The organism is Rhizobium sp. WSM1274 (genome assembly GCF_025200775.1).
Classification (GTDB): Bacteria; Pseudomonadota; Alphaproteobacteria; order Rhizobiales; family Rhizobiaceae; genus Rhizobium; species Rhizobium leguminosarum_I.
In genome coordinates this window covers 424,679-451,325 of the sequence record NZ_CP104139.1, presented here as the reverse complement: position 1 = coordinate 451,325, position 26,647 = coordinate 424,679, and the positions used below count along the sequence as shown (strand labels likewise).

Below are 26,647 nucleotides of genomic sequence, written 5' to 3'. Positions count from 1 at the left end.
TTTTGCAAGCCAAGCACAATCATGGCTGACAAGCATAAGTGCTGTACACATGCGACGCTAGGTTAAAACTTTAGCTTCTGCCGCCGCAGATATAAAGGCCTCTCTGGCCACTTCGATGTGGGTTAAACTGTTCATAGCCTCGACACAACGGTGTCTTGCAGCGTCGAGGTAGGGCCCGTCGAGAACCGGCCACCTGTGTTCCAGATAGTCAATCGCCTCTGCAGGACCGTGAATGAATTCGGATGAGCGCCTTCCGATGCGTATCGCGACGGGCGCGGTCCATCGAAGCTCGTGCGTGTGGTTGTCTGGGTACATTCCAAACCTCCATGTTTCCAAGGAGCGCTTTGTAAATATATACATAAGATGCGCAGATGCTCGTTCAACAGCTCACAGTCTGAACGCTGTCGATTCTGCGTCAAATGCTCTCAATACAGAGCAGATTCTAAGTCAAGGCTCCGGATTTGTGGGAAATTGAACAGGGATGTGCCGGAGCGGCGCTCGAGCGGCCAAAAACGTCAAGGCTCTTGGCACCGCGCCCTCTGCGCGAGATCAGAAAGGGAGTGACCGTCTGATGAAAGTAGGGATCAACGGAGCCGGCATCGCAGGACCGACATTGGCGTATTGGCTTCGTCATTACGGTCATGAGCCCGTGCTGGTCGAGCAAGCTCCGCGGCTGAGGTCCGGAGGTTATGTCGTTGACTTTTGGGGAGCGGGATACGATGTGGCATCGATGATGGGACTTCGGCCACGTCTTCACGAGCTCGGATACGACGTCGAGCAAGTGCGTTTCGTCGGCAGCGAAGGACAGCAGTGTAGTGCATTTTCCACTGACGCAATACGAAGGAAGCTCGGTGGACGTTTTGTTAGTTTGAAGCGAAGTGATCTGGCGGCAGTCATTTATGCAGCGCTAGACGGGAAGGTCGAAACGATCTTCGATGACAGCATCGCGATGATCGATGAAGGCTCTGCCGGTGTGCGTGTATGCTTCAATCGCCATGGCGACGAAACCTTCGATCTCGTGGTCGGCGCCGATGGCCTCCATTCACGTGTCCGGGAGCTACAATTTGGACCGGTGGATCAATTCGAGGTTTATCTTGGCTACAAGGCTGCAGCTTTTGAGCTGCAGGGCTATCCATTGCGTGATGAACGCACCTACGTCAGCTATGCTGAACCGGGCCGACAAATCTCACGATTTTCCATGGGGGATGGTTGGACGCTCTTCCTGCTTGTCTACAAGGACCCAAATAGCGACATACCGCTGACGCACGTCGGGCGCAAAAAGGCTCTGCGGGATGCCTTCAGCGATGCTGGGTGGGAGTGCCCGCAGATATTGAAGCGCATGGACGATACTGAGGAGATGTATTTCGATCGCGTCAGCCAGATCCAAATGCCCAGTTGGACCAAGGGCCGCACGGCTCTTGTCGGCGACGCGGCAGCATGCGTGTCGCTGTTAGCAGGCGAAGGTTCGGGCCTGGCGATGAGCGAGGCGTTTGTGCTTGCGGGCGAGCTCGCGCGCGCCCAAAATAATCCGCTGGCCGGTCTTGCGAATTATCAGACGCGGATGATGCCATTCTTACAGGATAGGCAGCGCGCCGCGAGACGCTTTGCTTCATCCTTCGTTCCGAAATCCACATTCGGAATCACCGTGCGCAATATAATTAGTTCTCTTTTCGGCTTTCCTGTCGTGGGAGACTTTCTGTTGGGCCGCCTATTACGAAGCAATTTGGATCTCCCGCGCTACGATCGCGGCTAGTAGCCGACCATGAGTGCTGGCCTAAGAGACTTTTCCCGCATGTCCTCATCGGCTCTACGCTCATTACTCTGCGAAGGCGCGTAGCCACCTAGCCGCCCACCTAACAGTGCTGATCAAGCGCCGGCGATGATCTTATGCTCTTGAACAGAATCGAACCGGCGACACCTTATTCAAATCTGAGATTGTTCACTTGCAACAGGCTTGTAGTCGATCCTTGACTCAAAAGCACCGCAACATTTTCACCGTTCAAACCGCTCCAGCAGTTTTCTTAACCGCGCATTTTGCAGCTTCAGCTTTCCGGCCAGCTGACCCCTGAGCACCCTGATCTCTTCATCCAGGTTCATTTCATCTGCAGCGTGCACGATCTGGGAAGCCTGGGAACCGTTCGAAATCGCCACCGCTTCTTTGCCGCGACTTCTTTGCTTGCGCGGTGCGACTTTGACAGTTCGCCTGATCTGCGTAGCATCCTCACGTGCAGCGGTGACGTCGATGCCGGTACCGCCGGATGTAGCGGGATCAGCGACCTCCACGATTTCGGCGACTTCGCCGTCGACCTTGTCGTGGACGTCGTTTTCGGCTTCTTCGGAATGCACAGGCTTGAGAGAAATTGCACCGGGTTGACCGTGACGAGGTAGCTCCTCGCCTGCCGGCCGACCATCGCTATTCAGGCTGTCCTCGGCAGGCGTTTCAGTCGAACCAGAACTAGGCAACGCCTCCGGCGAAACCTTCTCGGTCGAGCCGTTTTCTCGCTTTTGTTCGCGTCCCGGTGAGACCAGTCGCGCAAGAAATTTCCAGGGAGACGCCATCTATCCAACCTCGCGTTTTATCCCGCAAGCAGGCTGCAAGTTTTAGTTCCGGCAACAGCATCCACCGTTACCAAATTGTATCTCTTGAGCATGGAAAAGCGGCCGGCGGTTGACCGGCTGCTTATATCAGTCGAGCTTGAGCCGTTTGCGCAGATCGGCATTTTCAGCGCGAAGCTTTTCAGCCAGAAGCTTGCGCAGCCGCTGATTTTCCTCTTCCAACTGCAAGAGATCCGCCATCTCATCGATCGCCGTCATCGGCGCGGCCGGCGCTGTCTGCACAGCGTTTGGAGCACGGCGCACCGGTGCGCGTTTGGCGCTCGCCGCAGCTTCGATCACCTTTGCCTTGCGCCCTCTCCTCTTCACACCACCGGCACCGGCCAGAGCAGCTGCTGGCTCTGCCATAGCGCCAGCTGACGCGGTCTCGAGTGCCGCCGCTTTCTTGGCGCGGGGTTTGCGCTGTTTCTTCGGCGCAATAGGCGTTTCAACAACGATCGGCGCATCGGCACTGGTTGCCGTATCAGTCTCGTCGGCCATGCTCATCTCCTGTGTATCTGATGCTGTTGTTGACGCCCCGAGAGGCGGTGTCAACAACGCCTCGGCTTGATCTGGTTCCGGTAAAGACATCTCATTGTTGGATTTGCCACTCTGAGAGCTACCCGACAGAAACGGCAATGCCTCTTCCTCCAGGTCACGAGCGACGGACTTTAGGTCCATGTTGCCCCAGATCGAGTTCGACCTGGTATCAAGCTTTCGCCTGCCGCTTTTGTACTCGACGGCAAAACTGCGTTGCACTTTTTTCAATATAGGAGGGCCTTGGAGGATCTGCGGGATGGTTTGGTGAAATGCTGGTATACCCGCAATAACGGTTAGCGGACTGCCAGTCTATAGACATGCTCATATCAGATCCACCGCACCATTCCGGGAGCACAATTGTGGCCAATCGAATGGGAGCTGAGGGCGATCTATACGCTCAACGCTCTCGAACGGAAACGGCCACCAGCAGTTCGTCCCGAGACGTTTCACAGGTTCCCGACGATCCATTATGCGACCTTCTCCGCCCAGAACGTGAACACCGTGGCAACAAGCCTGGCACTGACGCTAAAGCTCTCACCGTGCCAGCGGGGTAGATCCCGGCTGAAGCGGATGTCGAATAGCCGCTGGAGCCAATATCGGCCCCTCGGGTGAAGAAATCGATCGCCTGGAAGAAGTTTCACGTGTGCGCGACCTCATTCTTTTGGATGACTTTCCGTGCATCGTATACGCGTTGTACGATCTTTGCCGGAAATCCGGAGAGGCGCATGCAATATCGCGAAAGGTCGGTGCTGTTTGCAGCACCTTGGCTAATCATCGGAGCTGCGGCAGCAGGCGCTTCGAGCGGTATCACCATTGCAGACTTCGAAAAGCCGGAACTGTTAGTCGCCGCGCTGTTTGTCGGCATCGTCATCGGCATGGCCGTTGAGCAGTTGCTAAGCTCGATGGGCAAACGGGCGTGGCGGGAGAGAAGCAGATCACACTGCGAGGAACGGGGCAGGAACGAGCGTGTCGTACCGGGATCCTGGCTTCAGACGCGAGCTGCGGAACCATTGCGACCAGTCGACGCCACAGATCAACTGCGTATCGTGATGCGTTCAAATTTTACCATTCAACCATTGCTGAACAAGAGCGAAGCCCGGGTGTTTCGGGAACTCGACAGCGTCGTGATCGGATGCAATTCATCTTGGCAGGTAATGGCTCAGGTATCATTAGGCGAGATCCTCCGAAGTACCGACACGGACGCCTACAGTTGCATCAACTCCAAACGTGTGGATTTGCTCCTCGTGGACGGCAATTGCCAACCGCGGCACGTCATCGAATATCAGGGTGGAGCGCACCATCAAGGCACCGCGGCCGCGCGTGACGCTGTAAAAAAGGAGGCGCTGCGACGCGCCGGGATCGGCTATTACGAGGTGGTGGCCGGCCAAACGACACCGTCGGACCTCAGACGATTGGTTGAGAAGCTGGTGGACAAGCCGAGTGTCACCTAGAGCGATCTTATCACGAACGCATGTACGGTCGAGCCTCTTCAACAGGAAGAAACAATCATCTTTCCTCGATGGAATTGAGGCACACCTGGAATGCTCCGATTTCAGGCAGTTCGTGGAAATCTGTTTGCGGCCACTCACGGAGCGATCAAACTTTTAATCTTTTAATTCAGAATTTTAGAATGCACGTTTACAGTCCAATTGGGATCCCAGCATCCGTGTCATGAGGGTTCGAGGGCAATGAACTGGAATACATCGTCGACATTCACACCCATTAGACTTGCCCTGCGCGACCAGCCAGCCCATAAGGTCGTGCGCACGCTCGGCGACGCAGCGTATATCCTGATCAAGTACTGGCCTTACAATGATGGCGAGGAATACGTCGGCGCAGTGAGGGCCTGCGTGGATGCGATCAGCGGTCAGATTGCTCCGGAGCAATTCAGGGAAGCGTTTTTACGTGCGGCCGATGAGGCCGGCATCGCAACGTTATCTGTCGTTCACCAATGAGAACTGGAGGAAGCGACCGGTGGGAGACGCTGAGCCGCGCGTCGGGCATGGATCTAGCGACGTCAAACCTACGCTATGGCCGCCTTCGGGCTAACGCAACAACTGCCACGATGACCAATAAGAAGGCGCATTGCTGCGTACCAAACTCTCCAAGCAGTTCGGTATCGTTTGGATTGGTTGCCAGTGCCTGTTCGCCGACGTGGAGGGCTTCGTAAACCTCCTGATGGAAGAACAACGCCGTCATCAGCGCCTGATGAGCGCGCGTGTTGTCCGGATCCAGTTGCACAGCGCGACGGGCCGCCTGCAGGCTGCGATCAATCGGAGCCGACCCGTTGGTTGCTCGGGTTGAACCGGAACCGGTCCTCGTCGAGATAGATGATGGAAAGCATCGCCCATGCAGTGGCAAAGGATGGATAGCGGGCGACGGCGCTTTCGAGGCACTGCCGCACGTCCACCCGAATGCGGTCACCCGAATCACGAACGCCGCCCGCAAGGAGGAAGCGGGCGCCCAGCTCGCCACGCACCTGGGACGCCTCGACGCCTGAGGGCAAAGACTCCGATGTCTCACGACCCAAAACCCTGATTTCCTGTAGCGAGGAAGGGCGGTCAGAAGCTTCTCGGTCAACCCCGCCGTATAAAGGGCAGCTTGCGGCCGGTCTCCGAGATCTTTGCAGGTAGATATGTGGAGTACTGGTCCTGATCACCCGAGCGACGTGTCCGCGCCGCCGGGCGCGATACTGGTATGTTACAGTTACATACTTGTGCTTTTACAGTGCTCGGCCACGATCGCGGTCGAAGGCACCCTTGGTCGAATAGGGCGGAAGTGCTGCCGAAGGGGATTCGATAACTCGTCGAATAATACAGGAGTACGGCAAATGTTGACGAAGCGGGATCTATTTCGCTCCGCCGCGGCGATCACCGTCGGCGCCGCGATTGCAAGGCCAAGCCGGCTGATGGCGCAGAGCTACCCCGGCATCATCGAGGCCAAGAACATCGCCGAGGAAGGCTTCATCTACGGCCTGCCGCTGGTGATGAACTATGCGGTCATGAACGAGTTCGCCGTCGATCCGAAGTCCAGCCAATTCAAGGCGCCGTTCAATAAGATCGACAACCTCAACCACGTGGCGACCTACGAAGATACGGCGGTCATCACGCCGAACAGCGACACGCCGTACTCCATTCTGTGGCTGGATCTGCGCGCCGAGCCGATGGTGATCTCCGTGTCGGCGGTGGAGAAGGAGCGCTATTATTCGGTGCAGTTGATTGACGGCAACACCTATAACTTTGGCTATATCGGCAGCCGCGCTACGGGCAACGTTCCGGGTTCCTATCTGGTTGTCGGACCCGACTGGAAAGGCGAGAAACCGGCCGGCATCAGCCAAGTCTTTTCCTCGACCACCCCATTCGTGTTCGCCAATTTTCGGACTCAGCTTATCAACGTCGAAGATATGCCGAACGTGGAAAAGGTGCAGGCCGGCTACAAGGCGCAGCCGCTTTCCGCTTTCCTGAAGCAACCCGCCCTGCCGGCCGCGCCGAAGATCGATTTCCTGCCGGCCACCACTGCCGGAATCAAGGACAACTTCTTCCAATATCTCGACGCGGCACTGCAATACGTCCCCGAGACGCCAAGGGACAAGGAAATCCGTGCGAAACTGGCGAAGATCGGCATCGGTCCGGGCAAGACTTTCGAGTTGAAGGATCTGTCGCTCGAACATACGGCCGAAATTCTAGTGGGCATGAAGCAAGGCGACGACAAGATCGAAAAATGGCTCGCCAGCGGAAACAAACCCATCAACGGCTGGAACGTCAGCTCGCTTCTTGGCGACGAAGCCTTCTACAACGGCGATTGGTTGCTGCGGGCTGGAGCTGCGAAGGCAGGCCTCTATGGCAACGATGCAGCAGAGGCCATGTATCCTTTCACCAGAACGGATGCGACCGGGGAGCCGCTCGACGGCAGCAAGCACAACTACACTCTCACCTTTCCGGCCGGGCAACTCCCGCCGGTGAACTCCTTCTGGTCGGTGACGATATATGACGGCAAGAGCCAGCTACTGATCAAGAACCCGATCAACCGCTATCTCATCAACTCGCCGATGCTGCCGGGCATGAAGAAGAACGAGGACGGCTCGCTCACCCTCTATATCCAGAAAGACAGCCCCGGAGCGGACAAGGAAGCCAACTGGCTTCCGGCCCCGGACGGCACGATCTATCTGGTGATGCGCCTGTACTGGCCGAAGACCGAAGCGCCTTCGATACTGCCGGCCGGCGAAGGGACGTGGCAGCCGCCCGGTATCAATGTGGCGTAATATTAGTACAGACCATGAATTATCTCGACCGGCCTGGTGTCGGATGTCGATGAGGGAAAAACAATGATACGCATGACGCGACTGATTTGCGCCACCGCCGCGATGGTGTTGATGGGCCTGGGCACCGCTTCCGCCGAGACGGCCGCACGGTCCTACAAGATGACGACGCCTATCGCACCGGGCGTCGCCGTGCCGGACAAGATCGAGTCGTCGATCGGGACGCTGAAGCTCCATTACGGCTACCCATCGGAAGATACGGTCGACAAAATCTACGACAACCTGGACCGTTCGCGTGCGTTGCAGGCTTATCTGCTGGCAATCCCGATCGTCAATCAGGCCGGCATGCGCGACTCGCTGCGCAAGTTCGGACCAGACAACCAGACCAACGTGATCTGGGAAAGTCTGATGGATTCGAAGACCGTCGCGCTGACTGGCAACGACAACACGATCTACAACTTCATGTGGGTCGACACGAGCAAGGGACCGGTGGTGGCCGAGATTCCGCCCAAGGTACTCGGGACGGTCGACGACTTCTGGTACAAGTGGGTGGGCGACATCGGCATCACCGGGGCCGACAAGGGCGAGGGCGGCAAGTACCTCCTGTTGCCGCCTGGATTCAAGGGCGACATACCAGCCGGGTACCACGTTTTGCGGCCGAGCACCTTTGGCAGCTACTTCGTCTTTCGCGCTTTCCTTGTAGACGGCTCCACCCAACCCGCGGTCGATTCGGTCAAGAAGAACCTGCGGATCTATCCCCTGGCCGATGCCGCCAACCCGCCGCCGATGAAATTCGTCAATGCCTCTGGAATTCCTTCGAACTTTGTCTCACCGGGTGACTACTCGTTCTGGACCCTGTTGAACCAGGTCATCCAGGAAGAGCCGGGGGGCGGTTCCGATCCCACCACCTTGGGCCTGTTCGCCTCGATCGGCATCGAAAAGGGCAAACCCTTCGCACCCGACGAGCGGATGAAGAAGATCCTCGCCGACGCCGCCAACATCGGGGCCGTGACGGCACGGACGATCGCCTTCAAGATTCGCCCGAAGGATGCGTATTTTTATCCGGATAGTGCGTGGCGCCTGCCGTTTTTGGGCGGCTACAAGTTCGAGACAGCGCCCGGTGTCAGCAACTTGGACGGTGCCGTCTTCTTTTATTACTTTGCCATTGCGGTGACGCCGGCGATGGAGGAAAAGATGGTGGGCCAGGGCTCGCAGTATCCCTGGTCGGTGCAGGATGCGAAGGGCAATCCCTTCGATGGCGGCAAGGACTATAAGCTGCGCCTGCCTCCCAACATCCCGGTCAAGGATTTCTGGTCGGTCATCGTCTACGACAACCAGACCCGCTCGATGGTCCAAACCGACCAGCAAGCCCCGAGCGTCAGCAGCCAGAGCAAAGGCGTCAGGGTCAATGCGGATGGCTCGACGGATGTCTACTTCGGACCCAAACCGCAGGCGGGAATGGAGAACAACTGGGTGCAGACGATCCCAGGCAAGGGCTGGTTCATGCTCCTTCGCCTCTACGGGCCGTTGGAGCCGTGGTTCAACAAGACCTGGAAGCCGGGTGAGATCGAACTGGTGCAATAGGGGAAACGCGCCGACGCGATCAACGAAGCGCTGTCGACCACTTTGCGGTTTCGCCGGATCGCCTTTTTTCAGTCGGAGCCGGCGAGGAATGGCCGATCGACCCTGGTCGGCCGAAGTCGGAAGACAACCGACGTGTGCAACTGATCAATCTGGCACTGTTGAAATAACGCCACTCAGTGGAAAAAACGGGAGGAAGCAGAGGCTTAGAAGCGGTGTCGCTCGGCTTCACGGACCTTCTCGCGCTCACTCTCCTCCTGAAGACTGATGCGGTCGCTTCCAGGTCCTGACCGACTGATGATGCTGCGTCGGACGTGTATTCACTTCGGGAGATTGTGCCGTCGTCAACTGCATTGTCGCGTTCTTGCGAGCAGGCGGGCGTCGCATTTGTTGACCGACGTCAGCAAGGTCCTCGAGACGAGCTTCGATCATGGTCGGCGCCTTAGTTGCCGAAGCCAACGCGGAACCATGGGACACGGCAATGGCGCTCATTCTTGCCCAGAAAATACCAGACCCGAAAAACTATCTCTGCGATCGCCCGCATTGCCTGGTGCTCAAGGGTCGCGCCTTTTGCCGCAATATTAGCGGGCAGAGGAAATACCGATTATACGGGGCTGTCAACTATTGTCCGGCATCGGCCGAACCTATGGGTTTCGTTCTCGGGATGAACCTATCGCGATGACCCCGAACGAATGCGTTGGCCAGACTAGTGTTCGAAGGGGCCGAGCGCATCGCCACACTTCAGCCGAACCTATGTCCGCACACCAAAGGGGCATTGTGGCACTTTCTCAGAAATAGGTATAGTTTCTGGCATCGGAAACTCCGGGCGCCTCATTACAAACGTCGATATCGCTTGGTTTGAGCCTTGGGTCGGCAGGGAGCAAGTCAGATACTGCAACTTATTCCGGCGACAGCCTGACGCTCACAAGTGCGCCCCTGAATATGCCTCAACAGAATGCGCCGATGTTCGCTGTGGTGACGTGGAGGCGTGAAGTGGCATCGCAATGCGGCTGAATTTCACGAAAACGAACGGTCTGCATTCTAAGTTTCGGCGACTGTCCGGCACAGCTAGTGGAAGTTTCGGCTGTTGATTTTCAAGGTATCGACTTGGCCTATATGTTTGCGAGCAGTGATGCGGGGTCAGCCCAATTGTGGCATTGAGCCGACGGCCGCTTTGAACCGAATCCCGCCCTTCAGTGCTTGAAAATATGCCGAGCTTGCCAGGCGGCTTTACCTGAAATCTCGGGCTTTGGGGAACGGGCTCGGCATAGTCTCCGGCTCGGGATAAGTGCCTTTATGCCGAATTCGGCATAAAGGCACGAACATGTCGCGCGCGGCTATAACCGGCTTCGGATTGTCCCGTGGATCGGGTCCGCCTCCCCGCGCAAACTCATCACCACGGCCTGCCGGCAGCCTGAACTCTTCATCGCGATCGGCAAGGCCCACAAGATCGCCAGACAAGTCGAAGAGTTGCTGGGCGACAAGATGCACCACCTCCCCTTCCCGCTGGATCCGGCCATTGATCGCCATCATCGAAGACCCGAGAACGACCCGCCGGCGTTTTTCAAACAGCGTCGGCCAGACAACGAGGTTGGCCGGCCCGGTCTCGTCCTCGATGGTGATGAACATGACGCCCTTCGCCGATCCGGGCTTTTGCCGCACCAGCACAAGACCAGCGGTGTAGACCCAACGCCCGTCCCTCGAACTCATCGCCTCTGCACAGGTGATGATGTTGCGCACTGATAAATCCTTGCGCAGGAAGGCGATCGGATGCTGCCGCAATGTCAGACCGGTATGGCTGTAGTCCTCGATGACGTTATGCCCGTCCGTCATCTGCCGAAGTGCCACCTCCGGCTCCTGCTGCTCGGCAATCGCAGCCATCTCCCGTTCGGCAGCCGCCGCAAACAGCGGCAGTGGTTCATCGCGCAGCGCCTTGATCGCCCAGAGCGCGTCGCGGCGCTCAAGCTTCAGCGACGGCAGAAAGGCATCCGCCTTGGCAAGCTGGACGAGCGCCTCCGATGGCACGCCGGATCGGCGCCACATATCATCAACCGAGGCAAAGGCATTGTCCATTCGTGCCGCGACGATGCGCGCCGCGTCAGCGACCGCCAATCCTTTCACCTGCCGGAAACCGAGCCGTACAGCGTGGCGGCCAGAATTGCCGATCCGCTCCAGCGTGCAATCCCATCGGGACCGATTGATGCAGACCGGCCGCACCTCGACGCCGTGGGCTCTCGCATCGCCGACAATCTGCGCCGGCGCGTAAAAACCCATCGGCTGCGAATTGATGAGCGCCGCGCAGAAGGCTTCCGGATAATGGTGTTTGATATAGCTCGACGCATAGGCGATCAGCGCGAACGAAGCCGCATGGCTCTCCGGAAAACCATAGGAGCCAAAGCCTTCGAGTTGAGAGAACGTCTTTTCGGCAAATTCCGGGGTGTAGCCGTTCCTCACCATGCCGGAGACGAGCTTGTCCTTGAACCGCGAGACGCCGCCGGTGAACTTGAAAGTCGCCATCGACTTGCGCAGCTGGTCGGCCTCGCCGCCGGTAAAGCCGGCGCAGACCATCGCCACCCGCATCGCCGACTCCTGAAACAGCGGCACGCCGAGCGTCTTGCCGAGCACCGCCTCAAGCTCGGGCGTCGGGTATTCGACCGCCTCCTTGCCTTCACGCCGTCGCAGATAGGGATGCACCATGTCGCCCTGGATCGGACCCGGTCGGACAATGGCGACTTGCACCACGAGGTCGTAGAAGGTCCGGGGTTTCAGCCGCGGCAGCATCGCCATCTGCGCGCGGCTTTCGATCTGGAAGGTGCCGAGCGTATCGGCCTTGCGGATCATCGCATAGGTCGCAGGATCCTCCTGCTCGATTTTCGAGAGATCAAGATCCCGGTCCTTGTGCTCGCGGATCAGATCGAAGGCCTTGGCCATGCAGGTCAGCATTCCAAGCGCCAGAATGTCCACCTTCATGAATTTCAGGGCTTCGACGTCGTCCTTGTCCCATTCGATGATCTGACGGTCCTTCATCGTCGCCGGTTCGATCGGCACGAGATCGTCGAGCCGTTCGTGGGTGAGGACAAACCCGCCGGGGTGTTGGCCGAGGTGCCGTGGCGCGCCCATCAATTGCTGCGCAAGCTTCAAGGTCAGCACAAGACGCCGGTCGTCCGGATTGAGATTGAGCTCGCGGACATTGCGATCGCAGACCTCCTCCGACCAGGCCCACATGCCCGACGACAAGGCCTTGATCACGTCCTCCGGCAAGCCGAGCGCCTTGCCGACATCGCGGATCGCGCCGCGCGCCCGGTAGCGCGTCACGGTGGCGCAGAGCGCTGCCTTTTCTCTGGTATAGGTCTGGTAAATCCACTGGATCACTTCTTCGCGCCGCTCGTGCTCGAAATCCACATCGATATCCGGCGGTTCGTCGCGCTCCTGGGATACAAAACGCTCGAACAGAAGATCGTTTGTCGAGGGATCGATACTGGTGATGCCGAGAATGTAGCAGACGGCACTGTTGGCGGCGGAGCCCCTGCCCTGGCAAAGAATACCTTCAGACCGCGCATAGCGCACGATCGAGAAGACGGTCAGAAAATAGGGCGCGTATTTCATGGTGCGGATGAGATCGAGTTCGTGCCGCACGACCTTCAACACATCGGGCGGCAGACCTTCGGGATAGCGATCGGGCACGCATTGCCAGACATAATGCTCCAGCGAAGCCTGAGCGTCCTTGCCCGGTACGATCGCCTCCTCCGGATATTGGTAGGTGAGTTCCTCGAGCGAGAAAGTGCAGCGACGGACGATCTCCATGGTTCGTGCCAGGGCCTCGGGATATCGTGGAAATAGGCGCTCCATTTCTTCCGGCGGCTTCAGATAGCGGTCGGCGTGTCGCTCGCGCTCGAAACCGACCTCGTCGATCGTCGTGCGGGTCCGGATGCAGGTGACGATGTCCTGCAACTGTCGGCGACCTGGCTCGTGGAAAAGGACGTCATTGGTGACGACCGTCCGCACCTTGAACCGGGTGGCGAGATTGGAAATCTCATGCAGCCGCAACTGGTCGTTCTGCCGGCGCCGCAGACAAAGCGAGACATAGGCCCGATCACCAAACAGCTCGGCCATCTTGCGCAGCTGGATCGCGCAGACATCATCCGGCAGGTCCGGCACCAGAATGCCGATCATGCCGTCGGTGTACGCGACGACATCATCCCAATGCAGGATGCAGTTGTTCTTGCCGCCGCGTGATTTGCCGAGCGTGATGAGGCGGGTCAGCCGGGAATAGGCAGCCCGATCGGTCGGGTAGACCAGCAACGACATGCCGTCTTGCAGATCGAGCCGGCAACCGACAACGAGACGTAAGCCGGTGGCGCGCGATGCTTCAAGCGCCCGGACAATCCCGGCAAGCGAATTGCGATCGACAACGCCGAGGGCTTCGATGCCGAGAGCCTTGGCGGTTTCGAACAGTTCCTGCGCCGAGCTTGCACCGCGCAGGAAGGAAAAATGGGTCGTGACCTGCAGCTCGGCATAGCTCATGCGAAGATCCCATGGCAGAACCAGCGGTGGCTTCCGGTTTCAGGATCGATGCCATCACCGGAGCGAAACACCCAGAGACGCTCGCCGGCCTCGTCTTCGATGACGAAATAATCCCGCACCGCCTCCATCTCGGCGTCGCGCTGCCACCACTCGCCAAAGATCCGTTCCGGACCATCGGCGCGCTTGACCTTTCGCCGCTTGCCGCGCCAGGTGATCGAGACCGGCGGCCGGTCCGGCAGCAAGGCGATGGCCTCGATCAGTTCGGGACGGGCCAGCAGCCGGACCGGCCGGCGCCAATGACTGACCCAGGTGACCTCGACCGGATCGGCAGCAGGACTGATCCGCTGGACGGAGCGCTCGGGCACATCGGAGGCAACGGGTGCCACCCGATAAACACGCTGGCCGCGGTTGCCGTAGATATCGATCAATGGCGTCACGTCCTTCACTTCCTCCTCGACCAGCGATGACGACCTCTGGCGCTCCTCCAGCGGCTCCGCCATCACCGCAACCAAGGTCAGCTTCTCGATCCCGAAGCCGGGCTCGATCTTTTCCGTCCGGTCGCGAAACAGCTTCGTCAGCCAGGCGACATCGCGCACCGGCTTCACCGTGCCGGCGCGGATTGCCTGCCGCGTCCCGTCAACCTTCTCGACGATCAGGTCGGCGCGCCGAACACCAAGGCCGCGCCTCTGCAGCTCCTCGATCAGTTGCACGACCAGCAGGCCAACATATTTGTCGATGGTCTCGGCAGCACCGATCGGTTCGGCAAAGGCGCGGCTCACCTCAACGAGCTCGGCGGTGCGGATCGGATCGATCGGTTCGGGGATGCGGCCGAACATCTGGTCGAGCCGCCGGCCGATCTCCGGACCGAAACGAAGCGTCAGTGGCGCGCGCGGCGTGTTGGCCAATTCGCCGATCGTCTGGAAGCCAAGCGTGCGCAGATCGCTCGCGACCTTCCCGGGAAGGCGCAGCAACGATATCGGCAGCTTTTCGACGGCGCGGACGGTCTCGCCTGAAGGCACGATAACCGTCTCACGGCTGATAGCACGGGCGCAGGCGTTGGCCGCACCCCAGGTGTCGGCGATAGCGACCCGCGGAGTGAGCTTCTTGCCCAGAAACTGATTGGCGATCTTCGTCACCATGGAAAGCTCGCCGCCCTGCAGGTGATCGGCACCCTCGGTGTCCATGACGATCCCGTCGATCCCATCGACGGCGACGATCGGCGAATAGAGCGTCAGCGCCCAAAGGGTAATCCGTTCAAGTGCTTCGGCATCGTTTGCAGGATCCGCATCGATCAGCATCAGGCCGCGGAACAGCGCCTGTGCTTTGGCCGCCGGCATGCCGACATGCATCCCGGCTTTCCTCGCGGCCGCGTCGGCCGCCGACACCCAGCGTTTCGAGCCGCTCCTGGCGATCACCGCGATCGCCTGTTCAGGCGGAATGGAGGGATCGGCGCGACGAATGCGATCCGTCGGCAGATCCGGAAGATAGATCGAGACAACCCTTGTCATCACACGCCCTCACGAGAAACTCAGCACATTCACCCGCTTTCACGCGCATCAGTTCCAGCAACCATTGGGCCCTCCCGACACCCGGCACCGGCAATTCCTCCGACGGCATCACGCTCACCCGCCACCGCGTGGTCGACGCCGTCGGCTGCCCGAAATCATTGGCCTCCGTCTGCCGCCGCCAGCGTCGGACGGCAAGTGCCATCGTGCCCGTTCGCTCAGCCGCCAGCTGCAGCCGGCGCGAGCCGACCATCGGCAGGCGAACGAGTTCACCGACGACGGCGCCGAGCCCACCAAAGGAAAGCCCTTCCTCCATATTTGCGAGGACCTCCTCCTCCCTGTCGGATTCGACAAAGATCACCCGGTCGGGATGGAGGCCGACCTGAGCGAGCGCGGGAAAGAACAGGTCTGGCCGCGTCAGGCACCAGACGATCGGGCCTTTGGTGCGGGCCGCGATGCCTGCGGCACAGAGGGCTGCCGCCGCACCATCCACCGTACCCGACCCGCCGCCGGCAAATTCATGCAGGGCGCCATAGGCCAGACCACCGCCCGGCAGGACTGAATCGATTTCCGGCACGCCGAAGGACAGACAGCCAGCCTTTTTGGCTGACACGCCCTCCAGCGAGGCAATGCGCTCGCGCAAATCGGAAATCACCCTTTGACGGGCAGCAGTCATCGTTCACGGCTCCCTTCAAGGTCGTGTTGGCGGCCGACATCATGTCGAACAAAATGCGGATGTTCTCTTTCTGTTCCGAGGCAATAAAAGAGTCAAGCAACCGGAGGGATAGGAATATTATCCTGAACATTAGAAATCAGCAGAATACCGAAGGGAATCAGCGGAATAGCGGCCCGCGGATTTTTTTCCGAGCGTTTGCGAGCGCTACTCCCTTTGTGTGAATTGCGGGGATAAGTCGGCATCGTCACAGTGTCTTTAAGATTTTTCTGCTGAACTATCGGCATGACGAAGCCTCCGAGATCAAAACCCCTCCTTCGTGACACCGAGGCCCCGATCCGTTCCCGGCCACGCGGGAAGCGCAATCCAGCCCAACCGCAGCTGCTGTTTGATCCCATGCCTGAGCGCGTCGAGCCTGCGCTGGCGCAATTGAAGTCTCATCCGCCAAAGGGAAACGAGTGGAGCTGGGAGCTGAAATGGGATGGCTATCGCCTTACCGTTCACATCGAGCCGCAGGGGATCAGGATCCTCACCCGCGGCGGCCATGACTGGACGCATCGGTTTCCGGCAATCGGAGAGGCCGCCCGAGCGCTCGGGCCGGCGACGATGATCATCGACGGCGAAGCCGTTGTTCTCGACGAAGAGGGCCGCCCGGATTTCGGGCTGCTGCAGCAATCGCTGGGCGCATCCGGCAAACAAGCGGGCAACCGTGCCTCCAACGCCGTCCTTTACGCTTTCGATCTTATCTATCTGGACGGGCACGACCTGCGCGGTGTCGAATACCGTTCGCGCCGACATCTTCTCGAGGACACGTTAAACGGTCCAAAGAATGACCAGCTCGGCGCCGTCAGGCTTTCGGAAACACTCGATGGCGAACCAGCTGTCCTGCTGGAGCATGTCTGCCGCCTCGGCCTGGAAGGCATCGTCGGCAAGCACCTCGATCGGCCCTATCGCTCGGGCCGGACCGGCGATTGGGTGAAAGTCAAATGCGTCCAGAGCGAGGCCTTCTTCATCGTCGGTTATGAGAGGTCGGCGACATCGCCTGCCGGCTTCGGCTCGTTGGTGCTTGCCGCCTATCGCGGAGCCGATCTCGTCCACGTCGGAAGCGTCGGCACGGGCTTCAAAGAGGCCGAGACCATCAGATTGCGAAAGATGCTGGACACGCTGCGATGGAAGCGAAAGCAGCCGCCCCTGCCCTATTCCGGAAGTGCCGATGTTATCTGGGTCCAGCCTACGCTTATTGCCGAGATCGAGTTTCGCGCCTGGACGGCGGACGGGAAACTCCGCCACCCATCCTACAAGGGCATGCGAGAACGCCAGGACAATGCCGACGTCTTTCGGCTCGACTAGCGAAACCAGCGCCATCCGTTAGATTGCCCGCCATTCGAGCTCAAGCGGAGTAGATGGCCTACAATGTGCAATCTTTATCGCATGGAAGACAAGGACTGGGTCGCAAAATGGGCCCAGGACGCCGAAAGCCTGATTAACCTGATGCCGGCCTACCAGATGAACCCCGATCAGATGGGGCCGATCGTCCGCAACACCGCCGACGGCAAGAAGCAACTGGTCCATGCGCGCTGGGGATTGCCCTCGCCACGCTTCGCGCTTGAGAAGGCGGCCAAAGCCAAGGCCGAGAAACTTGCGGCCAAGGGCAAGGCTTTCGATCTCGAAGAACTGATCCGCATGGAGGCCGACCGCGGTACGACCAACGTGCGCAAGCTGAGTTTTCCGCACTGGAAGCGATGGTTCGGTGTCGAAAACAGATGCCTCGTCCCGGTCACCAGTTTCGCGGAACCGGATCCGGCCAGACAGCAGCATGGCGGCAACGTGCCGAACGCCTGGTTCGCCCGCGACGCAACCAAACCGCTGATGTTCTTTGCCGGTCTCCATGTGCCGCAATGGCAGAGCGTCCGAAAAGTCAGGGACGGGCTGACCAGCGACGATCTCTATGGGTTTATGACCACCGATCCCAACGATCTTGTGAAGCCGATCCATGAGAAGGCCATGCCAGTCCTGTTGCTGACGAAGGAAGAGACCGACATTTGGATGCGGGCGCCATGGGACGAAGCCAAGGAGCTGGCCAAGCCGTTACCCAATGATGCGCTGATCATTTCGTCTCGCGAACCGTACGGGTATCGGTCGTTTCAAAATCTGGCGAACCGATCGAGCAGGGCAGCTTGCTGTAGTCGAGCGGGTGCTTGTGAAATTAGGTCGACGTTTGGCAAGCCTTGGTTGCGTCATCGTCGTGCGCTGTTCGCATCAGAAGGTAGCGCTGCCTAACCCCCCTAGTACCTCTAAAGGTGAAATATATATATCTAGAATATACGGTAACGTAATTTTGAGCCGGAGTGGTTGTATCGATCTCATTGTGCGGGGGGCGTAAATGAATATTGCAACTCGCCTTAAACGTTTGGGCACCAGTTGTTCGGGGCACGCCATGTCGTCAGCCTCCAACTCGCCCTCATCGAAAGAAAACAATAGAAAGAAAAACGATGCAGCAGAGCCACGCGAAACTGCGGGCATCATATTCGAAAGTCTTGAGCCACGACTGCTTCTTTCGGCTGATTTTTTGCCAGTCCATGGGTCGATAGATACCCCCGGTGAGACCGACAAATTCACGTTCCACCTGGCTGAACACGCACAGCTCTACTTCGACTCTCTACAAATTAGTGATTTGACGTGGAGCTTGACGGGGCCGAGCGGTTCCGAAGGAACAGGCCGTCCGTTCATCGACTCGGAGGCTTCCGCCTCTCGTTCCACACTACTCGATCTTGTTGCCGGAGATTATACTCTAACCGTCGGTGGATCAGCCGACGCCACCGGCTCCTACGATTTCCGCCTGCTCGATCTTGCCGCCGCAAATCCGATCACATCGGGCCAGCTGGTCGAGGGCAATCTTGCGACCGGCCGCGAGACCCTGCTCTACCGTTTCGATGCTGCCGCCGGAGAGCGCTTCTTCTTCGACTGGAGGAATGGCACAAACGCCGCCAACTGGCGCCTCATCGACCCCTTTGGCAAAGACGTCTGGTCGCAAGGCTTCGGCGATCGCGACGTCGAGACGCTCGCCCTGTCGGGAACCTATACGCTTGCCGTCGAAGGCTCTGTCTCCAATGCCGACAGTCCCCTCGACCTCGCCTTCGCCATCCAGAAGGTCACCGATACGAGCGTGCCGATGGCGATCGGTGCCCCGGCAAGCGGCGAGATCACCCATGCCGGTCAGCAGAACCGCTTCACCTTCTCCCTTGCAGCCGCTGGCCGCTTCTATTTCGACAGCCTGACAAATGATCCGAACCTGCAATGGCGCCTCATCGGCCCGCGCGGTGTGGAGATCGACGCCCGTCCCTTCACCAATTCGGACGCCGCCAGCCTTTCCGGCAGTCCGGTGCTGGAACTCTTGGCCGGATCCTACACGCTCATCGTCGATGCATCGACCGACGCCACCGGCTCCTACGATTTCCGCCTGCTCGATCTTGCTGCCGCAAATCCGATTATCCGGGGCGAGCCGGTTCCTGGGACGCTCGCCTCGGGAAACGAGACAGCGATCTACAGCTTCAGCGCTCAGGCCGGCGACCAGATCCTGCTCAATCGGCAGGCCCTCACCGCCGGCAATCCGTACTGGCGCTTGATCGACCCCTATGGCGGCCAGGTCTATGGTGGCTCTTTCAACGATAGCCCGACCCTTACCCTTCCTCTGACCGGTGTCTATACGCTTCTGTTCGAAGGGCAGGTCGATGCCACCGGGGCGCTGCAATATACTTTCAACGTCAGCTCGCAAGGCCATGTCGAGCTGCCGGCGCCAACCGGCGCAGACCTCGTCCTGGGTGAGACCAAACAAGGAGAGATCACCGCAGAGGGCGAACAGGACGACTATGTCTTCAACGTCACCCAGCCAAAACAAATCCTCTTCGATGCTCTGAGCAACACGCCCGACCTGGTCTGGGATCTTGTCGGTCCACAAGGCGACATAGTCTCCTCCCGCTCCTTCGCCAATTCCGATGCATGGACGATTGGAAGTGATGCCACCCTCCTGCTCAAGGTACCGGGCATCTATCGATTGCGGGTGCAGGGCAATGGCCCCTCGGTTGGCTCCTACGCGTTCCGCCTGCTCGATCTTGCCGCCGCAAATCCGATCACGTCGGGCCAACTGGTCGAGGGCAATCTTGCGACCGGCCGCGAGACCCTGCTCTACCGTTTCGATGCTGCCGCCGGAGAGCGCTTCTTCTTCGACTGGCGGGACGGCACCGGCTCCATCAACTGGCGCCTCATCGATCCCTTCGGCAAAGAGGTCTGGTCGCAAGGCTTCGGCGATCGCGACGTCGAGACGCTTGCCCTGTCGGGAACCTATACGCTTGCCGTCGAAGGCTATGTCTCCAATGCCGACAGTCCCCTCGACGTCACCTTCGCCATCCAGAAGGTCGTCGACACCAGCGAGCCGATGGCGATCGGTGCCTCGGCAGGCGGCGAGATCACCCATGCCGGTCAGCAGAACCGCTTCACCTTCTCCCTTGCAGCCGCTGGCCGCTTCTATTTCGACAGCCTGACGGAAGCTCCAAACCTGCAATGGCGCCTCATCGGCCCGCGCGGTGTGGAGATCGACGCCCGTCCCTTCACCAATTCGGACGCCGCCAGCCTTTCCGGCAGCCCGGTGCTCGAACTCTTGGCCGGCGCCTACACGCTCACCGTCGACGGCTACAACGACGCCACCGGCTCCTACGATTTCCGCCTGCTTGACCTTGCCGCCGCAAATCCGATCACGTCGGGCCAACTGGTCGAGGGCAATCTTGCGACCGGCCGCGAGACCCTGCTCTACCGTTTCGATGCTGCCGCCGGAGAGCGCTTCTTCTTCGACTGGAGGAATGGCACAAACGCCGCCAACTGGCGCCTCATCGACCCCTTTGGCAAAGACGTCTGGTCGCAAGGCTTCGGCGATCGCGACGTCGAGACGCTTGCCCTGTCGGGAACCTATACGCTTGCCGTCGAAGGCTCTGTCTCCAATGCCGACAGTCCCCTCGACGTCACCTTCGCCATCCAGAAGGTCGTCGACACCAGCGAGCCGATGGCGATCGGTGCCTCGGCAGGCGGCGAGATCACCCATGCCGGTCAGCAGAACCGCTTCACCTTCTCCCTTGCAGCCGCTGGCCGCTTCTATTTCGACAGCCTGACAAACGATCCAAACCTGCAATGGCGCCTCATCGGCCCGCGCGGTGTGGAGATCGACGCCCGTCCCTTCACCAATTCGGACGCCGCCAGCCTTTCCGGCAGCCCGGTGCTCGAACTCTTGGCCGGCGCCTACACGCTCACCGTCGACGGCTACAACGACGCCACCGGCTCCTACGATTTCCGCCTGCTCGATCTTGCCGCCGCAAATCCGATCACATCGGGCCAGCTGGTCGAGGGCAATCTTGCGACCGGCCGCGAGACCCTGCTCTACCGTTTCGATGCTGCCGCCGGAGAGCGCTTCTTCTTCGACTGGAGGAATGGCACAAACGCCGCCAACTGGCGCCTCATCGACCCCTTCGGCAAAGACGTCTGGTCGCAAGGCTTCGGCGATCGCGACGTCGAGACGCTCGCCCTGTCGGGAACCTATACGCTTGCCGTCGAAGGCTCTGTCTCCAATGCCGACAGTCCCCTCGACCTCGCCTTCGCCATCCAGAAGGTCACCGATACGAGCGTGCCGATGGCGATCGGTGCCCCGGCAAGCGGCGAGATCACCCATGCCGGTCAGCAGAACCGCTTCACCTTCTCCCTTGCAGCCGCTGGCCGCTTCTATTTCGACAGCCTGACAAATGATCCGAACCTGCAATGGCGCCTCATCGGCCCGCGCGGTGTGGAGATCGACGCCCGTCCCTTCACCAATTCGGACGCCGCCAGCCTTTCCGGCAGTCCGGTGCTGGAACTCTTGGCCGGATCCTACACGCTCATCGTCGATGCATCGACCGACGCCACCGGCTCCTACGATTTCCGCCTGCTCGATCTTGCTGCCGCAAATCCGATTATCCGGGGCGAGCCGGTTCCTGGGACGCTCGCCTCGGGAAACGAGACAGCGATCTACAGCTTCAGCGCTCAGGCCGGCGACCAGATCCTGCTCAATCGGCAGGCCCTCACCGCCGGCAATCCGTACTGGCGCTTGATCGACCCCTATGGCGGCCAGGTCTATGGTGGCTCTTTCAACGATAGCCCGACCCTTACCCTTCCTCTGACCGGTGTCTATACGCTTCTGTTCGAAGGGCAGGTCGATGCCACCGGGGCGCTGCAATATACTTTCAACGTCAGCTCGCAAGGCCATGTCGAGCTGCCGGCGCCAACCGGCGCAGACCTCGTCCTGGGTGAGACCAAACAAGGAGAGATCACCGCAGAGGGCGAACAGGACGACTATGTCTTCAACGTCACCCAGCCAAAACAAATCCTCTTCGATGCTCTGAGCAACACGCCCGACCTGGTCTGGGATCTTGTCGGTCCACAAGGCGACATAGTCTCCTCCCGCTCCTTCGCCAATTCCGATGCATGGACGATTGGAAGTGATGCCACCCTCCTGCTCAAGGTACCGGGCATCTATCGATTGCGGGTGCAGGGCAATGGCCCCTCGGTTGGCTCCTACGCGTTCCGCCTGCTCGATCTTGCCGCCGCAAATCCGATCACGTCGGGCCAACTGGTCGAGGGCAATCTTGCGACCGGCCGCGAGACCCTGCTCTACCGTTTCGATGCTGCCGCCGGAGAGCGCTTCTTCTTCGACTGGCGGGACGGCACCGGCTCCATCAACTGGCGCCTCATCGATCCCTTCGGCAAAGAGGTCTGGTCGCAAGGCTTCGGCGATCGCGACGTCGAGACGCTTGCCCTGTCGGGAACCTATACGCTTGCCGTCGAAGGCTATGTCTCCAATGCCGACAGTCCCCTCGACCTCGCCTTCGCCATCCAGAAGGTCACCGATACGAGCGTGCCGATGGCGATCGGTGCCCCGGCAAGCGGCGAGATCACCCATGCCGGTCAGCAGAACCGCTTCACCTTCTCCCTTGCAGCCGCTGGCCGCTTCTATTTCGACAGCCTGACGGAAGCTCCGAGCCTGCAATGGCGCCTCGTCGGGCCACGCGGTCTGGAGTTCGACATCCCCCGCTCCCTCGCCAATTCGGATGCAGGCAGCCCTTCTAACCCGATCCTGGAACTGCTGGCCGGATCCTACACGCTCATCGTCGACGCCGACTACGACGCCACCGGCTCCTACGATTTCCGCCTGCTTGACCTTGCCGCCGCAAATCCGATCACGTCGGGCCAACTGGTCGAGGGCAATCTTGCGACCGGCCGCGAGACCCTGCTCTACCGTTTCGATGCTGCCGCCGGAGAGCGCTTCTTCTTCGACTGGAGGAATGGCACAAACGCCGCCAACTGGCGCCTCATCGACCCCTTCGGCAGAGACGTCTGGTCGCAAGGCTTCGGCGATCGCGACGTCGAGACGCTTGCCCTGTCGGGAACCTATACGCTTGCCGTCGAAGGCTATGTCTCCAATCCCGACAGTCCCCTCGACGTCACCTTCGCCATCCAGAAGGTCGTCGACACGACGCCTGCTCCCATTCCTTCATCAGGAGACGGCCCCGGCGCGGACCTCGTCGTTGACGATATCGGGGTCAATCCGCCTACGGGTTGGCGTCCAGGTGATACGGTCAATCTCACCTGGACCGTCCGCAACACCGGCAATCTGCCCGCCGGCAACGCTTGGGCAGATCAGATCCGCATTCGCAATCTCTCCACAGGACAGACTGTCCTTGTCGAAAATGTCGCGTTCGAGAGCCAGGCCGGCCTTGCGGCCGGTGCCAGCCAGACGCGCCATCACAGCCTGACATGGCCCTCCGGATTGGCAAGCGCAGGCGAGTTTTCCTTCGAGATCACGGCGGATGCCGGCAACCAGGTTGCCGAGACCAATTCGACCGGAACGGCCGAAGCCAACAACCTGGCGCAGCTGACGATCGCATCGGCGCCGGACCTGAGGATTGCCGATCTCCGTGTCATCACCACGGATGTCCAGGCCGGCGGGGCGGTCACGATCGAATGGAAGGATATAAACAGCGGCGCGCTCGCTGTGTCGACAGGCTGGTATACGCAGATTGCTGTGGTCAATGCCGCGACCGGCGAGACGGTGTCGACGACTTTTGCATATTACGATCCGGCCGCGGCAGGGAATGGCCCGCTGGCAAGCGGACAGAGCCGACTGCGCAGCCAGAGCATACAACTACCGCACGGATCAAAGGGCGCCGGCACGCTCGTCATCACTGTCACGGCGGATCGTAATCAGGACGGTAGCGGTGGTATCATCGAAGCAGCCGATGGGGCCAACGCGGAGACAAATAACAACGCTTTCGTGGAAGTGTTGTCGCAGTCGAGGCTCTATCCCGACCTCGCGGTCACCAGCCTTTCGGCCCCCGCTATCGGGATTGGAGGGCAAGAGATCGAGGTGGAATGGACCGTAGCCAACAAGGGACCGGTCGCCACGGGCGCGACGGCCTGGAAGGACACGGTCATCCTCAGCCGCGATGCGATATGGGGAAATGACGATGACACCGTAATTGCAAGCTTTGACAGGGCGGGAGGACTCGCTCCCGAGGGAGAATATTCGCGCAAGGAGACGATCACGCTTCCTTCACGCCGCGACGGCGGCTACCTCCTGACGGTGCGCACTGACACCGCAGGCGCGAACATCGAACCTGACACGCTGAGCAACAACACTGGCGTTCCCGTTTCGATTGATTTGCAGTCCCCTGCCTCGGATCTCGTCGTCGAGGCGGTATCCGCCCCGGTCACCGGTCGCAGCGGCGAATTGATCGATATCTCGTGGAGAGTGCGCAACCAGGGCGAAAATGCCACCGATGTGACGGCCTGGACCGACCGGATCATCTTGTCGGCTGACGACACACTCGATGCTTCCGATCGTATCCTCGCCAATGTAGCCCATACCGGCGCAATCGCCAAAGACGGCACCTATGCAGGACGGGCAAGCGTGCGCCTGCCCGACGGCATCCAGGGAAGTTTCTTTTTGTTCGTCGTCACGGACGCGCAGGCGCAAGTCTATGAACGCGAGGCGACCGAAAACAATATTGGCCGATCGCTATCGACGATTGCCGTCTCGTCAACGCCGGTGGCCGACCTCGCCGTGACAAGCGTCAGCGCGCCGGCAGCGGGCGTGCCGGGCGAGCGGCAGAAGATCGAATGGACCGTTCGCAATGATGGTGAAGGCGATGCTCGTTCGCCATGGACCGACCAGGTCTATATTTCCAAGACCGGAACCTTGTCGGACGCCATCTTGATCGGCGAGCTGCGGCGCACTTTCGATCTCGCCCGCGGCGCAAGCTACACTGCATCGATCGAGGCGACCCTTCCCGATGCCACAGATGGCGGCTATCGCATTCTGGTCGTCGCGGACGCTGGGCGCGAGGTCTACGAGATCGACAGGGAGGACAACAATGCGGGCAGCTCCGCATTCACGCTCACCCATCCTGACCTTGTTGTTTCAAACGTTCAGGCCCCTGCCGCGATCGTTTCGGGAAGTATAATCCAGGTCCGCTGGAATGTGCGCAATGCCGGCACTGGACCGGCACTCGGCAATTGGACCGACACTCTCTATCTCTCCTCTGGCGAGACCTTGAATGCGGATGCGATCAAGCTTGCCGAGATAAGCCATGCCGGCGGGCTGGGCATCTCGCAGCAGTATGACGGTGAAGCCACAGTCCTGGTGCCGCTTTCCGCTGCAGGCACCTACCGACTGGTGGTGGTCACGGATCTGCAGAATCTCGTGCGTGAACCCGAGGCCGAGGGCAATAACAGCGCGAGCAGCCCGCTCAGTGTCACGCTCGCGCCATTTGCCGACCTTTCGGTCAGCAATGTCACGGCGCCAACCCTGACAGTCGGTGATCCGGCGCGCATCACGGTCGGTTGGACGGTCACCAACCATGGTACAGGCATCGGACAGATGCTGTCTTGGCATGACGCGATCGTCGCGTCGCAGGATGCTGTTCTCGGCAACGGCGATGATGTGGTTCTGGCCGAGTTCGAGCATGACGGAGCACTTACGGTCGGTGATCACTATGCCCGCAGCGAGGTGATCGTCCTGCCTGGCGACCTTTCGCAACGCTATACGTTGTTTGTGCGCACCGACGCCCGCTCAGCGGTGTTCGAGAACGGATCGGAAGCCGACAATGCAGCCACGCCCGGACATCCCGTCGACATCGTGCCCATTCCCTATGCCGACCTGACCGTCACGGACGTGGAAGTTGAGCCGACGGCAACAAGCGGAGGCAGGCTCAAGGTCAGCTGGACTGTCAAGAACCAGGGCATCGGCGTCACGGACAACGACCAGTGGGTCGACACGATCACATTGATTGATAATACGGGCAACGAGATCGCCGAGGCACGCTTCGTCCATCTCGGTGTCCTTGCGAAGGATGCCAGCTACCCGAGGTCGGCGGAGATCGTCCTGCCAAACGGGCTTTCTGGACCCTACAGGGTCGTTGCCCGGACGGGCGGTGTCTACGAATTCATCTACACCGCAAACAACGAGAAGACATCCAATATCGTCGATATCGCGCTTTCTCCGAGCCCAGACCTGACGATTACCGAGGTCAAGGTCCCGGAACTCGCTGTCGAAGGCGACATGATCGATATCTCCTGGACGGTTTCCAATACTGGCCCGGGGGTGGCCAAAGGCACCTGGAGCGACCGCATCGTGTTGCGTCCGCTATCGGCCACAAACCTGCCTGACATCCAGGTTGGAACGTTTGCCTATAGCGGTGAACTTGGCGCTGGTCAGTCCTACACGCGAACGGAGCGTTTCCGCCTGCCGGACAAGATCGAAGGCAGCTACCGCGCCTTCGTCGTGACCAACGCGCTGGTCCCCACTGATGCAACCATCCCCGAACCAACCTATTTCCTCTACGAAAACGGCGCGGCTGCGACGAACAACAGCACGGGCGACGATGGCACCATCAGGGT

General features: G+C 59.8%; 14 protein-coding genes and 4 pseudogenes (1 of these 18 only partly in view). 10 read left to right on the top strand and 8 right to left on the bottom strand.

What is annotated here, in order from left to right:
- Positions 1 to 57: 57 nt before the first annotated feature.
- On the bottom strand, positions 58 to 315 hold the full coding sequence (locus tag N2600_RS26225) for a DUF982 domain-containing protein (RefSeq protein ID WP_260299354.1): 258 nt from the start codon (positions 313 to 315) through the stop codon (positions 58 to 60).
- 256 nt (positions 316 to 571) lie between these two features.
- Here N2600_RS26225 and N2600_RS26220 point away from each other — a divergent pair, with 256 nt between their 5' ends.
- Positions 572 to 1,753 carry an FAD-binding domain gene (locus N2600_RS26220; RefSeq protein WP_260299353.1) on the top strand — a complete coding sequence of 394 codons (1,182 nt, stop codon included), beginning with the start codon at positions 572 to 574 and terminating at the stop codon, positions 1,751 to 1,753.
- A gap of 239 nt (positions 1,754 to 1,992) precedes the next feature.
- Here N2600_RS26220 and N2600_RS26215 read toward each other — a convergent pair whose 3' ends face one another.
- Together N2600_RS26215 and N2600_RS26210 are read right to left on the bottom strand one after the other, a co-directional pair.
- Positions 1,993 to 2,559, bottom strand: coding sequence for a hypothetical protein (locus N2600_RS26215; RefSeq protein ID WP_260299352.1), 567 nt, complete (start codon positions 2,557 to 2,559; stop codon positions 1,993 to 1,995).
- Between the two features lie 126 nt (positions 2,560 to 2,685).
- On the bottom strand, positions 2,686 to 3,360 hold the full coding sequence (locus tag N2600_RS26210; RefSeq protein ID WP_260299351.1) for a transcriptional regulator: 675 nt from the start codon (positions 3,358 to 3,360) through the stop codon (positions 2,686 to 2,688).
- 497 nt (positions 3,361 to 3,857) lie between these two features.
- Between N2600_RS26210 and N2600_RS26205 the strand changes: the two genes are divergently transcribed.
- Both N2600_RS26205 and N2600_RS26200 read left to right on the top strand, forming a co-directional pair.
- Positions 3,858 to 4,583, top strand: a complete 726-nt coding sequence (locus tag N2600_RS26205; protein WP_260299350.1) for a DUF2726 domain-containing protein — start codon at positions 3,858 to 3,860, stop codon at positions 4,581 to 4,583.
- Positions 4,584 to 4,820: 237 nt separating this feature from the next.
- Positions 4,821 to 5,087, top strand: a complete 267-nt coding sequence (locus N2600_RS26200; protein WP_260299349.1) for a DUF982 domain-containing protein — start codon at positions 4,821 to 4,823, stop codon at positions 5,085 to 5,087.
- Between the two features lie 133 nt (positions 5,088 to 5,220).
- Here the strand turns inward: N2600_RS26200 and N2600_RS26195 are convergent.
- Positions 5,221 to 5,784: pseudogene (locus tag N2600_RS26195) on the bottom strand (hypothetical protein); the annotation flags it as partial.
- Between the two features lie 178 nt (positions 5,785 to 5,962).
- Here N2600_RS26195 and N2600_RS26190 point away from each other — a divergent pair.
- The 3 genes and pseudogenes from N2600_RS26190 to N2600_RS26180 form a co-directional block, all read left to right on the top strand.
- The gene (locus tag N2600_RS26190) at positions 5,963 to 7,393 is read left to right on the top strand and encodes a DUF1254 domain-containing protein (protein ID WP_260299488.1); all 1,431 of its coding nucleotides are present in this window, start codon (positions 5,963 to 5,965) and stop codon (positions 7,391 to 7,393) included.
- Positions 7,394 to 7,456: 63 nt separating this feature from the next.
- Positions 7,457 to 8,974, top strand: coding sequence for a DUF1254 domain-containing protein (locus N2600_RS26185; RefSeq protein ID WP_260299348.1), 1,518 nt, complete (start codon positions 7,457 to 7,459; stop codon positions 8,972 to 8,974).
- Positions 8,975 to 8,977: 3 nt separating this feature from the next.
- Positions 8,978 to 9,141, top strand: a pseudogene (locus N2600_RS26180) (OmpA family protein); the annotation flags it as partial.
- 1,060 nt (positions 9,142 to 10,201) lie between these two features.
- Here N2600_RS26180 and N2600_RS26175 read toward each other — a convergent pair.
- The 4 genes from N2600_RS26175 to N2600_RS26160 all read right to left on the bottom strand — a co-directional run bounded on the left by N2600_RS26175 (position 10,202) and on the right by N2600_RS26160 (position 15,960).
- Positions 10,202 to 13,495 (bottom strand): error-prone DNA polymerase, encoded by a 3,294-nt coding sequence (locus N2600_RS26175; RefSeq protein WP_260299347.1) that lies wholly within the window; start codon positions 13,493 to 13,495, stop codon positions 10,202 to 10,204.
- Positions 13,492 to 15,003, bottom strand: coding sequence for a Y-family DNA polymerase (locus N2600_RS26170; protein ID WP_260298941.1), 1,512 nt, complete (start codon positions 15,001 to 15,003; stop codon positions 13,492 to 13,494). The genes N2600_RS26175 and N2600_RS26170 overlap by 4 nt, the downstream gene beginning before the upstream one ends.
- Positions 14,924 to 15,676 carry an ImuA family protein gene (locus N2600_RS26165; protein WP_260298940.1) on the bottom strand — a complete coding sequence of 251 codons (753 nt, stop codon included), beginning with the start codon at positions 15,674 to 15,676 and terminating at the stop codon, positions 14,924 to 14,926. The genes N2600_RS26170 and N2600_RS26165 overlap by 80 nt, the downstream gene beginning before the upstream one ends.
- 92 nt (positions 15,677 to 15,768) lie before the next feature.
- A complete protein-coding gene (locus tag N2600_RS26160) occupies positions 15,769 to 15,960 on the bottom strand; it encodes a hypothetical protein (protein WP_260299346.1) in 192 nt (63 codons plus the stop codon).
- On the opposite strand from N2600_RS26160, the gene ligD reads away from it, so the two are divergent.
- The 4 genes and pseudogenes from ligD to N2600_RS26145 form a co-directional block, all read left to right on the top strand.
- On the top strand, positions 15,959 to 17,023 hold the full coding sequence (gene ligD / locus N2600_RS26155) for a non-homologous end-joining DNA ligase (protein ID WP_260299345.1): 1,065 nt from the start codon (positions 15,959 to 15,961) through the stop codon (positions 17,021 to 17,023). The two genes, N2600_RS26160 and ligD, sit on opposite strands and share 2 nt — an antisense overlap.
- A 63-nt stretch (positions 17,024 to 17,086) precedes the next feature.
- Positions 17,087 to 17,859: pseudogene (locus N2600_RS26150) on the top strand (SOS response-associated peptidase family protein).
- Positions 17,860 to 18,056: 197 nt separating this feature from the next.
- A pseudogene (locus tag N2600_RS34660) lies at positions 18,057 to 18,230 on the top strand (LEPR-XLL domain-containing protein); the annotation flags it as partial.
- A gap of 129 nt (positions 18,231 to 18,359) precedes the next feature.
- Positions 18,360 to 26,647 carry the start of an Ig-like domain-containing protein gene (locus tag N2600_RS26145; RefSeq protein WP_260299344.1) on the top strand. Its footprint extends 21,937 nt past the window's final position, so only the first 8,288 of its 30,225 coding nucleotides appear in the window; it begins with the start codon at positions 18,360 to 18,362; the stop codon falls past the right edge of the window.

Coding starts and splice junctions, on each gene's coding strand:
- N2600_RS26170 (WP_260298941.1), bottom strand. CDS start 15,003: ATGACAAGGGTTGTCTCGATCTATCTTCCGGATCTGCCGACGGATCGC.
- N2600_RS26185 (WP_260299348.1), top strand. CDS start 7,457: ATGATACGCATGACGCGACTGATTTGCGCCACCGCCGCGATGGTGTTG.
- N2600_RS26160 (WP_260299346.1), bottom strand. CDS start 15,960: ATGCCGATAGTTCAGCAGAAAAATCTTAAAGACACTGTGACGATGCCG.
- N2600_RS26205 (WP_260299350.1), top strand. CDS start 3,858: ATGCAATATCGCGAAAGGTCGGTGCTGTTTGCAGCACCTTGGCTAATC.
- ligD (WP_260299345.1), top strand. CDS start 15,959: ATGACGAAGCCTCCGAGATCAAAACCCCTCCTTCGTGACACCGAGGCC.
- N2600_RS26200 (WP_260299349.1), top strand. CDS start 4,821: ATGAACTGGAATACATCGTCGACATTCACACCCATTAGACTTGCCCTG.
- N2600_RS26220 (WP_260299353.1), top strand. CDS start 572: ATGAAAGTAGGGATCAACGGAGCCGGCATCGCAGGACCGACATTGGCG.
- N2600_RS26190 (WP_260299488.1), top strand. CDS start 5,963: ATGTTGACGAAGCGGGATCTATTTCGCTCCGCCGCGGCGATCACCGTC.
- N2600_RS26225 (WP_260299354.1), bottom strand. CDS start 315: ATGTACCCAGACAACCACACGCACGAGCTTCGATGGACCGCGCCCGTC.
- N2600_RS26215 (WP_260299352.1), bottom strand. CDS start 2,559: ATGGCGTCTCCCTGGAAATTTCTTGCGCGACTGGTCTCACCGGGACGC.
- N2600_RS26165 (WP_260298940.1), bottom strand. CDS start 15,676: ATGACTGCTGCCCGTCAAAGGGTGATTTCCGATTTGCGCGAGCGCATT.
- N2600_RS26175 (WP_260299347.1), bottom strand. CDS start 13,495: ATGAGCTATGCCGAGCTGCAGGTCACGACCCATTTTTCCTTCCTGCGC.